This window comes from Halococcus sp. AFM35, assembly GCF_051195015.1.
In the GTDB taxonomy this organism is placed as follows: domain Archaea; phylum Halobacteriota; class Halobacteria; order Halobacteriales; family Halococcaceae; genus Halococcus.
Genome location: NZ_JBNTJU010000081.1, coordinates 1 through 1564, shown reverse-complemented (window position 1 = coordinate 1564; position 1564 = coordinate 1). Strand labels below are relative to the sequence as shown.

The 1564-nt window shown below is 61.2% G+C and carries 1 protein-coding gene; it reads right to left on the bottom strand.

Features of this window, described 5'->3' with window-relative positions:
- Positions 1 to 10: 10 nt before the first annotated feature.
- Positions 11 to 1492, bottom strand: coding sequence for an IS66 family transposase (tnpC, locus tag ACQUQO_RS18145; RefSeq protein ID WP_435080047.1), 1482 nt, complete (start codon positions 1490 to 1492; stop codon positions 11 to 13).
- Positions 1493 to 1564: the final 72 nt, after the last annotated feature.

Genomic DNA, 1564 nt, shown 5'->3' with positions numbered 1-1564 from the left:
TCGTATGTGTTTAGCGCAGTCCGTTCGTAGATGCCTCTGCACGTGATTCTGGTTCCTTTCCTCCGAGTATCGACATCAGTTGGTCCGGCGGATCGAGTCCCTGTCGTTCCCACGTCGCTACCATCGTCGAGAGCGTTTCGTGGATGCGGACTCCGGTTTCCGACCGGAGTCCGCCGAACATCTTCCGCATCACTACTTGCTCACGTAGAGCGCGCTCTGCGCGGTTGTTCGTCGAATCAACATCCGGCTCCGTGACGAACGTCAGCCAGCTTCCCAACCCGTTCCTGATCTTCTCGGCTAACTGCGTCACTTCCTCGGCCTCGTAGTCCGCTCTGATCAATTCCTCCAGACACAGCGAGGCCTGCGCCCGCCTCCGCTCACGAGCGGAGGCAGGCGGGTCTTCTTCGTCGAATGCGGTCAAATCCTCGTGGAGGTCGTGCAGCACCTCCGAGACCGGTTCGGCCTCTTCGTGACGCTTAGCAACGTACTTCGCCTCTCGGAGCAGATGCGCCCAACACCGCTGGAGCTTCCCGTGATAGCTCGGATACGCCGACCAGCCGTCACAACTCAAAGTGGCGTCCTCGGCGAGTTCGTCGCCGAGGACGTCCTCCAGTACCTGGCTCCCGCGACTCTCGTCGATGGTGTAGAAGACGTCCTCGTCGGTCACGAACGTCCAGACCCAGTGCTGATCGCCGTCGACCGGAAAGCCGGTTTCGTCGCAGTAGATGACGTCGCTGTCACGGATGCTGGCTCGAACGTCCTCGTACGCGGGTCGCAGCCGGTCTGCGACCCGCTCAGTCATGTTGTAGATCGTTCCCGGTGAAACCGGATGGTCGAGCTGCCAGTCGAACATTTCAGCCTGTTTCCGGTGCGGAAGCCGGCCGTGATAGCGGAGGAGAGCGGTTTGGGCCAGCAAGCGTGGCCCAAACCGCCCAGTCTCCGGGCAGTCAGGGTGTTCGGCAACGACTTCGTTGCCACAGGAGCACTCCTGCTTTCCGAGCTGGTATTTCGTGACCTCGGTCGGAATGGGAAGCGGAATATCGACGATGGCGCGGGAGACGTACTCATCGGGATCGGTGAGAACGCGGTCGCAATCGGGACAGTACGCCTCCCCGACCCGGACGGTCCTGTCCGGGTCGGGTGGTGGCCGGGTCGTTCCTTCGTGGCCGGGATTACGTCCAGGTCCGGATGAAGAGTCGCTGGCGGCGTCGGAGTCGCCGCCAGCTTCGTCGTTCTCGTCGTTTTGCTCGGAATCGTCGTCCTGTGGCGACTGTCCAGCACCGCCCTGTTTGCTGGAGGGAGTATGGGCGTTTTCGTACTTCTTGAGACGATTTTCGAGCTCTTCGATTCGCTCGCTCTGGGCAGCGTTTTGCTGGCGAAGAAACGCGTTCTCAGCGAGAAGCGCGAGATCTCGCTGGGGAAGGATTGTCCGACCCGCAGAACGGATCGCCGGGTCGTTCGACCCCGGCGATCCGTCAGGCCCGGAAAGCACGATTAGCGGCTGTTCGTCCTGCTCTTCCCTGAGAGCTACGATTTCGACTCGACTGTTCCGCTAAACACCTAC